The following is an 8404-nucleotide window of genomic DNA, read 5'->3' as shown; positions in this document are numbered from 1 at the left end:
AGCATTACATTCTTGATGTGGTGTTCAACGAGGATGCTTCCAGGATAGCGATGGAGGATGCGGTCGAGAATATGGCGCTATTCCGGCGGTTCGTATTGAATATCGTAAAACAGAGCAATTGTGGTGCTCGAAGTCAGAGAAACAAGGGAAAGTGCGAACAAGTATCCCACGAACAAAAAATGAAAATTTTAGTCATTTAATATCAATGGGTTACCATTAAATGCTCTCGTGCCATATGACTTATTCGCACCTTCCCAAGCTAAAAAGAGCCGGCTGGAATGACGACTATCGGGCTCAGTTATTCTTTGGTTAAAATATCAACAAAGTGTGCTCCCGCCCTGAAGGTGGAGCACCCATTTCGCATCATCAAGCGACAGTTCGGCTTCGTGAAAGCCAGATACAAGGGGTTGCTGAAAAACGATAACCAACTGGCGATGTTATTCACGCTGGCCAACCTGTTTCGGGCGGACCAAATGATACGTCAGTGGGAGAGATCTCACTAAAAACTGGGAATAACGCCTTAAATGGCGAAGAAACGGTCTAAATAGGCTGATTCAAGGCATTTACGGGAGAAAAAATCGGCTCAAACTGAAAAATGAAATGACTGAGTCAGCCGAGAAGAATTTCCCCGCTTATTCGCACCTTCCCTAGAGGGTGGTCAATGAAAGTGCCGCTATTTGGAGGTCAATAACGGAATCGCCAGTAATGAATAATAGGATCTTAACCTATCACCGAAATCATAGCAGTTATAGCCAATGTCCACGGAGGAGATCAAGCTCATCTGATTGTGGCCCAGCTGGGCTGAGGGGTGATGTGCCCAGTACCACCCCTTGTCTAATAGGATCTCAACCTATTCTTTTTATCTTCTTCACCGTGGCGACGCTCACCCGTAGACCTCGGTGCCGAGTTGCCAATTACACGCAGGCCTTCACCCTGACCGTCCGTTACGGTGAGCACGACCGACTTTTGGCCAATGCCAACTGCCAGCCCCACGGTAGCGAGGGTATGACTGATCTACCTATGCGGGGTTCTAGGGATTTTCCGTCCAAAAACGACAAAGTGCTCTGGAGGCCACGCCGTCCGCGGCCTCCAGAGGGGTATTACTTTTTTGGCGCTTCACATAGCCAGTCACAAATAAATCAATCACTTAGCAGTCTGAATGTCGCATTTGGACGGAAAATCCCTAGAACCCCTACCTGGTGCTGTTCAGCCGCCTCGGCCACTACGATCCCGTCTGGCTGGAGCGGCTGCTGGCCGAGGGCGACCTCTTCGAATACTGGGCCCACGAGGCCTGCTTCGTGCCCCGGGAGGATTACCGGCTGCTGCGCCATCGCATGCTGGATCCTGCCGCCATGGGCTGGAAGTTTTCGGCCCACTGGCTCGCCACCCATCAGCAGGACATTGACCGGCTACTCGAGCAGATCCGCCAGCAGGGGCCGGTGCGAGCAGCCGACTTTGCCCGCCAGGGAGAGAAGGGCAACGGCTGGTGGGACTGGAAGCCGGAGAAGCGTCATCTCGAGGTGCTCTTCACCGCGGGGCGCCTGATGGTGCGCGAGCGGCGCAACTTCCAGCGGGTCTATGATTTGGCAGAGCGGGTCATGCCCGGCTGGTGCGACGAGCGGGATCTGCCGAGCCCGGAGACGGCGCAGCGAGAGATGGTGCGTGCCAGCTGCCGGGCGCTGGGGCTGGTCAAGGCCGGCTGGGTGGCCGACTATTACCGGCTGCGACGCGGCAAATACGATGCCCTGCTCCATCAACTGGCCGACGAAGGAGAGCTGTTTCCGGTGCGGGTGGAGGGATGGCAGCACGGCGCCTTCGTCCACGCCTCGCTGGCTGACGAGCTGGTCAAGGCGCAGGGGGGCACCCTCAGGGCGACCCATACCACGGCCTTGTCGCCCTTTGATCCTCTGGTGTGGGATCGCAGGCGGGCCCGCGAGCTATTCGAGTTCGACTACCGCATCGAGTGCTATACCCCGGCGCACAAGCGCCAGTACGGCTACTTCGTGCTGCCGCTGCTGCATTGCGGCAAACTGGTGGGCCGGATGGATGCCAAGGCCCATCGCCAGCAGGGGATCTTCGAGATAAAGAACCTCTATCTGGAGGCTGGGGTCAGGGTGACCCGCACCCTGGCAGGGGAGCTGGGGAAGGCGCTGCAAAAGCTGGCGCAGTGGCACCAGACGCCGACCCTGGCCTATGGCGATATTCCGCCCCTCCTGTTGGCGCTATGGCGCCCGGAGCACGGGCTGTGAGGGTAGCACAGAGGGCAAGACGCTCTGCACTCAGGAGATTGGCACATGGAGGAAGAGGGATGAAGGGATTCTGGCTGTTGTCGGGCATGATCCTTGCCATGTTGATGCCGGTCGCCTCGGCACAGGAGAGTGACGCGCCGGTGCGGATCTGCCTCGGCAATGGCAGTGAATGGCCTCCCTACACTTATTGGGTGCGCCACAACGGCGTGCCGGAACCCGAACGGCTGACCGGGGCGGCGGCGACCCTGGTGCTCGATGCCCTGCGCCAGAATGGTTTGTCTCCCCAGATCCGCTACCTGCCATGGGCCAGGGTCAAGCAGGAGCTGGTCGACTATGGCCAAAACGGCCTGTGCGAGCTGACCTGGGATGCCAGCTACAAGCCGGAGCTGGCGGCCCATGTTTACTACAGTGTTCCCCTCTATCACACCCGCCTCGGTCTCTTCTACCTCAAGCGCCGCTTCCCCGAGGCGCCGGATCTGGAGGTGGCCAGCCGCGGCCGGATGTGCGGACTGCTTGGCTACAACTATGCCCCCTATGGCATCAACAAGAAGCTGCGGCGGGTCAAGCGGCTGCAGCAGGCTCTCGACCTGCTGGCGCGGGGGCGCTGCGATTTTCTGCCAAACTCGGTCGAGCCGTTGCTAAGCGGCCTCAGCCTTGGCATCTACCAGAGTGAACCCGGTTTGACCCATCTGCGCCTACCCAATCGCAAGGGATTCTACCTGATGGTGAGCAAGGGATCGCCGCGGGCTCAGGAGCTCATTACTCAGCTGGATAAGACGCTGGTGGCCTTTGAGGAGGAGGGGCATACCGGCAAGGTGATGGCGAAGTTTCTGCCGCCGCTGGAGTGACGGCGTCGCCGGATATAAAAAAGGCCAGCCGGTGCAAACCGGCTGGCCTTGGCCATGGATGGGGATATCACGCGGCCAGGCGGGTCAGCACCTTCACCAGCAGCTCGATGCGCGGGGCAATGCTCGCCAGATCCAGATACTCCTCGTCACTGTGGAAACCGGCGCCGATAGGGCCCAGACCGTCCAGGGTCGGAATGCCGAGGGCGGCGGTCAGGTTGGCATCCGAGCCGCCACCGACCTCTTGCCAGCGGATGGGCAGACCCAGCTCTTGACCACACTCTTCCACGATGGCCATCAGGGCCTTGGTGCCTTCTGACGGCACCATGGCCGGCTTGTGGGCCTCGCGAGTCAGCTTGATGGTGACCCCTTCCAGATGAGGGCGCTCGGCCAGGGTCAGCAGCCGGTCGTTGACCTGGCTGTACTCCTGATTGTCCCAGAAGCGCACGTCCACGACTGCGCTGGCATGGGCCGGCACTATGTTGGCGCCATTGCCCCCCTCGACGATGCCGATGTTGAGGGTGGTGCCGCTCTCGAAGTTGGTGAGGGCATTGATGGCCAGGATCCAGTGACCCAGCTCGGTGATGGCGCTGCGCCCCTTCTGCGGCTCGTTGCCCGCGTGGGCCGCCTTGCCGGTGAAATCGAGGCGATAGCGAGCCATCCCCTTGCGCGCTTTGACCAAGGATCCGTCGGCACGGGCTGCTTCGGCCACTAGCACCTGACGGGCCTGTTTGGCCACCGAGGCCAGCCAGTCGCTGGAGTGCAGGGAGCCAATCTCTTCGTCCGGGTTCATGCAGACGCAGATGCTCAGGCTGTCGCGCACTTCGCGGGGCAGGGCGCGCAGGGCATGGACGATGTTGAGCAGGCCGGATTTCATGTCGGAGACGCCGGGACCGTAGGCCCGCTCGCCATCGACGCTCAGCGGGCGGGCGGCGGCGGTGCCGAGGGGGAAGACGGTGTCCATATGGCCAATCAACATCACATCGATCTGCTCGGCATCAGGCTGGTTGCGAATTTCCAGTCCCACCCCGGCTACCCCGCAGTCGACCCGCTTGATGTGCCAGCCACCCATGGCCTCGTATTTGGCGGCCATCAGATCAGCCACTGCGGTTATGCCAGGTTGGTGCAATGAGCCGCAATCCAGGTTGATGAGAGGGGCCAGCTCGGCCAGGTATTCATCCAGAGAAAAAGTCATCGGTTGCTCCACTTGTGTGGTTGTACGAAAAGGGTCAGAGAAGGATGTTCATCACCAACATGGCGCCGAAGGCGTTGAGCACTGAGATGGCGACCATGATGGGGATGTAGCGCCCTTCGGTGCCGATGCAGCCGAGGATGCGGCCCATGTACTGCACCTGGGAGCCCATCAGGTAGATGGCGGGGGCCAGGATGGCGATGTGGGTACCGTTGAGGATCCCCTGATCGAACAGGGTAATGACCACGCCGACCGCGCCGCCCATGGACATCCAGGCGCCGATCAGCACTGCAGCTGCCTCACCGGGCAGACCGAACACCGCCATGATGGGGGAGAAGATGGCCCCCATGGCGTCCAGGGCGCCGGTGATCTGCAGCGCCTTGATGATGACGAAGGCCATCAGCACGTTGGGGACGGTGGAGGTGGTGGCAATGACCCATCCCTTCTTGGCCCCTTCGACGAAGATATCGGTGACGATGGGTTTCTTGACGTTGGCCTGGCTCATTTGGCTTGCTCCTGAGTGCTGGGGGTCGTGGCGTGCTGGGTGTTGTCGCTGTTTTTGCCTTCGGTCAGGTTGAGGTAGACCCGAAACAGGTTGGCTCCGACAAATTTGAAGGCAAACATCACCACCACGGCGAGACCGATGGAGGAGCTGACCGCCGGGCTGCCATCGGCCAGGGTCAGGGTGAACAGCACGGCGCCGGAGGAGAAAAAGTTGACTATGGTGGCACCGGCGGAGAACTGGAACATGGTGAAGACGTCGGTCTCGCGCTTGGTGATGAGCCCTTCATCCTTGAGCTGGCGGGTCATGGCGGCGCCGGCATCGGTACTCTGCAGGGAGGCGATCAGCGCCAGGCCCGTGTTGCCAGGGATCCCCATCAGCGGGCGCAGCAGCGGGGTCAGCAGCTTGCGGGCGGCATCCAGGGCGCCGTAGTGTTCCAGCACATTGATCATGCCGAGGGCGAACATCACGGTGGGGATCAGGGTCAGGGCAAACAGGAAGCCGTCGCGGGCGCCGTTGCCCCCCTTGCCGCGCATGTCGGTCATGGCAGTCTTGAGGCCGTCGCCGTTCTCGGGGTTCTAGGGATTTTCCGTCCAAAAACGACAAAGTGCTCTGGAGGCCACGCCGTCCGCGGCCTCCAGAGGGGTATTACTTTTTTGGCGCTTCACATAGCCAGTCACAATAAATCAATCACTTAGCAGTCTGAATGTCGCATTTGGACGGAAAATCCCTAGAACCCCGAAGTGCCCCTTTCTTGGATGCAGGACTCCGGCCCTTCCGAAGCGCTCTGCAGAAATTTGTGTGGAGGCTAGGCGTTACAACGAAGGCAAGGTCAAGCCCTTTGGGTTGCCCTAGCGGGCAGGCTGCATGGACAAGGTGGTGGGAAAACCCCGCGTCGTCGCTGTGGCCACTCCGACATCCAGCTCACGAGTGCCGTTGTGCGGTTGAACCGGTCGGTCTTGTGGGTGATTGCGAGCGCGGGAGGCTCAGGCGTCCAAGCTGCCGCCGCCCATTGCTGTGCCTGCGCGGCATCCCGGCGCCCAGGCAGGGCCCGCGATTCAGGGTGTTGCGCCCAGGCCGCATCGAGGACGTCCTTGAGGCTAACCGGCGGCGTGGGTACCGGCGCCTCGCAACCTGCCATTCGCCTGGGTGCTTGGGCCTGGTCAGTCGTCGGCTTTGTCCTCGGAAATGTGGACCGCCATGTCCTGCAGCACCTGGCTGACGTGCTGGTCCGCGATGCTGTAGAAGATGTGCTTGGCTTGGCGTTCGCCGCGCACGAGGCGCGCACCGCGCAGCAGCCGCAGGTGATGGCTGACCAGAGACTGCGACAGGTCGAGCGCTTCGGCGATGTCCCCCACGGCGACCGAGCCATGCATGCACTGCAGCAGGATCTTCAATCGCGATTGGTCGCCCAGCAGGCGGAAGGTCTCGGCCAGAACAGCGACGTCACTTTGCGACATTGCGAGGGCATCGGTCGCCGCGTCGTGGCTGGTGGTCGAGCATTGCGCGGTGTCGGCGCTGGTGGTTTTGCGGGACGTCATGGATGCAAATCCTCAAGTGGAGTGCGAGCCGGCTCGCGCGGCCTCAATGCCTGTGACCAGGAGCGGAATGGTCGTGGTCATGGCCGTGGCTGTGCCCGCCGCCATGCTTGTGATTGCCATGATCATGGCCGCTGTGGTCGTGCCCGCTGTGGTCATGACCGCTGTGATCGTGGCCGCTGTGGTCCTGACGCTCCGACGTGGGCTGCAAGCTGCAGACGTTCTCGTCGGTGCCCGAGTTCCAGTCGATCCCGACCGTGGCGTGTTCGATGCTGAATTGCTCTCGAAGCACCGCTTCGACGCGCTTGACCACGGCGCGTGCTTCCTCGTCCACGTTGGGGCGAACGTGCAGCGTGGCCATCGTGCGCCCGGAGGTGAGCTGCCACACGTGAACGTGGCTGACGGCCGCCAGGCCCGGCACGGCGCCCATCAGGCCTTGCTCCACCTTCTCCGGCGAAGCATCCTCCGGCGCGCCTTCCAGCAGGATGTGGATCGACTTGGCGAGCAGCTTCCATGCGCTGCGCAGGATCAGCGCCGCGACCAGGACCGACAGGATGGGATCGATCGGCGTCCAGCCCGTGAGGTAGATGACGATCGCAGCGACGATGGCGCCGACCGAGCCGAGCAGGTCGCCCATCACGTGCAGGATGGCCCCCTTCACGTTGACGTGATCGGTCTCTCCGCGGGTCATGATCCACAGCACGAGCACGTTCACCAGCAGGCCGAGCACGGCGACGATCATCATCGGGCCGGCCAGGATCACGGGCGGCGCCTGCAGCCGCTCCCACGCCTCGTAGGCGATCCAAGCGACGATCGCGAACAGGGTCACGGCGTTCAGGAAACCGGCGATGACCTCGAAGCGCAGGTAGCCGAAGGTGCGCTTGCTGTCGGCCGCGCGGCGGCCGAACCGGAATGCTGCGTAGGCCAGTGCGAGCGCCGCGGCGTCGGTCAGCATGTGGCCCGCGTCGGCCAGCAAGGCCAGCGAGCCCGACAGCACGCCTCCGACGGCCTCCACGACCATGAAGCCGAAGATCAGGAAAAAGGACAGCAGGACCTTGCGCTCGTTGGCGCTGGTCACGGTCGGGGTGTGGTCATGATCATGGTCGTGATCGTGACCATGGTCATGTGCGTGGGATTGGGACATGGGGCCTCGGGAAACTGGGTCTTTGACTGTGGCTCAAAATATAACACATGAACATGTTCTCATGTGAATTGTTGTACACATTTGTGTTCGCGTCTCACCACGGCCGGGATGCCGCTCCGGGCAATTGCCTTAGCCTGGCTCGGCGACCATTCCCCCCGCCTGGCAAGCAGCCGTTGATCTAACATCCAGTGGCAGTATCCCCCCTGGGGGGATATGATTTCAGCATGGAAGACATGCATAAGCACACCACCCATCCCGACCTGGTGAAGCGGCTCAAGCGCGCCGAGGGGCATCTGCGGCACGTCATCGGGATGATCGAAGGGGGAGAAACCTGCCTCGACATCGCCCGCCAGCTCGCGGCGGTGGAAAGCGCGGTGACGGCGGCCAAGCGCGTCCTGATCCACGACCACATCGACCACTGCCTGTCCCATGACGAGGACTCCGTTCTGACCGAAATGAAGGCGCTGACCAAACTGCTCTGAGGCCGTCCGATGCTCTCCGTCCTGAATAACCGCACCTACCGCCACCTGTTCACCGCCCAGGTGATCGCGCTCGTCGGCACCGGCCTGATGACGGTGGCGCTCGGCCTGCTGGCCTACGAGCTGGCCGGCGCGGATGCAGGCGCGGTGCTCGGGACGGCGCTGGCCATCAAGATGCTGGCCTACGCGGGGGTCGCGCCGGTCGCGCAGGCCTTCGCCGACCGGCTCCCGCGGCGCTCGCTGCTCGTGGCGCTGGACCTCGTGCGAGCGGCCGTCGCGCTGTGCCTGCCCTTCGTCACCGAGGTCTGGCAGGGGACCCCGCAGAATTCGGAGAAAAACGTACGCTAAGGAAACTCTGAAGAAGACTTCCTGATTTTGGCAAAATACCCGGATTCCACCCGCCGAGTTTTCCGATGAAGCAGATGACCTTCGCCTACGCCGAGTATGCCGGCAAG

At 61.8% G+C, this 8404-nt stretch carries 7 protein-coding genes and 4 pseudogenes; 6 read left to right on the top strand and 5 right to left on the bottom strand.

Features of this window, described 5'->3' with window-relative positions:
* The 4 genes and pseudogenes from J9889_RS03065 to J9889_RS03050 form a co-directional block, all read left to right on the top strand.
* A pseudogene (locus J9889_RS03065) lies at positions 1–200 on the top strand (ISAs1 family transposase); the annotation flags it as partial.
* 141 nt (positions 201–341) lie between these two features.
* A pseudogene (locus tag J9889_RS03060) lies at positions 342–503 on the top strand (IS5/IS1182 family transposase); the annotation flags it as partial.
* A gap of 687 nt (positions 504–1190) precedes the next feature.
* A pseudogene (locus tag J9889_RS03055) lies at positions 1191–2249 on the top strand (crosslink repair DNA glycosylase YcaQ family protein); the annotation flags it as partial.
* A gap of 86 nt (positions 2250–2335) precedes the next feature.
* Positions 2336–3097 carry an ABC transporter substrate-binding protein gene (locus J9889_RS03050; protein ID WP_210555961.1) on the top strand — a complete coding sequence of 254 codons (762 nt, stop codon included), beginning with the start codon at positions 2336–2338 and terminating at the stop codon, positions 3095–3097.
* Positions 3098–3164: 67 nt separating this feature from the next.
* Here J9889_RS03050 and J9889_RS03045 read toward each other — a convergent pair whose 3' ends face one another.
* The 5 genes from J9889_RS03045 to J9889_RS03025 form a co-directional block, all read right to left on the bottom strand.
* Entirely contained in the window at positions 3165–4289 is a 1125-nt protein-coding gene (locus J9889_RS03045) for a M20 family metallopeptidase (protein ID WP_210555960.1), read from the bottom strand.
* 34 nt (positions 4290–4323) lie between these two features.
* Positions 4324–4791 carry a YjiG family protein gene (locus J9889_RS03040; protein ID WP_026457021.1) on the bottom strand — a complete coding sequence of 156 codons (468 nt, stop codon included), beginning with the start codon at positions 4789–4791 and terminating at the stop codon, positions 4324–4326.
* A complete protein-coding gene (locus J9889_RS03035; RefSeq protein ID WP_246878028.1) occupies positions 4788–5333 on the bottom strand; it encodes a nucleoside recognition domain-containing protein in 546 nt (181 codons plus the stop codon). The genes J9889_RS03040 and J9889_RS03035 overlap by 4 nt, the downstream gene beginning before the upstream one ends.
* 618 nt (positions 5334–5951) lie before the next feature.
* Complete coding sequence (locus J9889_RS03030) at positions 5952–6329, bottom strand: metalloregulator ArsR/SmtB family transcription factor (protein ID WP_008786737.1); 378 nt, start codon at positions 6327–6329, stop codon at positions 5952–5954.
* Positions 6330–6372: 43 nt separating this feature from the next.
* Positions 6373–7470: a cation diffusion facilitator family transporter gene (locus J9889_RS03025; RefSeq protein WP_008786738.1), complete on the bottom strand. Its 1098-nt coding sequence runs from the start codon at positions 7468–7470 to the stop codon at positions 6373–6375.
* A 224-nt stretch (positions 7471–7694) separates the two neighbouring features.
* On the opposite strand from J9889_RS03025, the gene J9889_RS03020 reads away from it, so the two are divergent.
* A complete protein-coding gene (locus tag J9889_RS03020) occupies positions 7695–7952 on the top strand; it encodes a metal-sensing transcriptional repressor (protein ID WP_019396551.1) in 258 nt (85 codons plus the stop codon).
* A 9-nt stretch (positions 7953–7961) separates the two neighbouring features.
* Positions 7962–8261, top strand: a pseudogene (locus J9889_RS03015) (MFS transporter); the annotation flags it as partial.
* Between the last annotated feature and the right edge of the window lie 143 nt (positions 8262–8404).

The sequence above is a fragment of the Aeromonas sp. PrichA-15 genome, assembly GCF_017939245.1.
Taxonomy (GTDB): domain Bacteria; phylum Pseudomonadota; class Gammaproteobacteria; order Enterobacterales; family Aeromonadaceae; genus Aeromonas; species Aeromonas caviae.
This window is presented reverse-complemented; position numbering and strand designations above follow the sequence as displayed.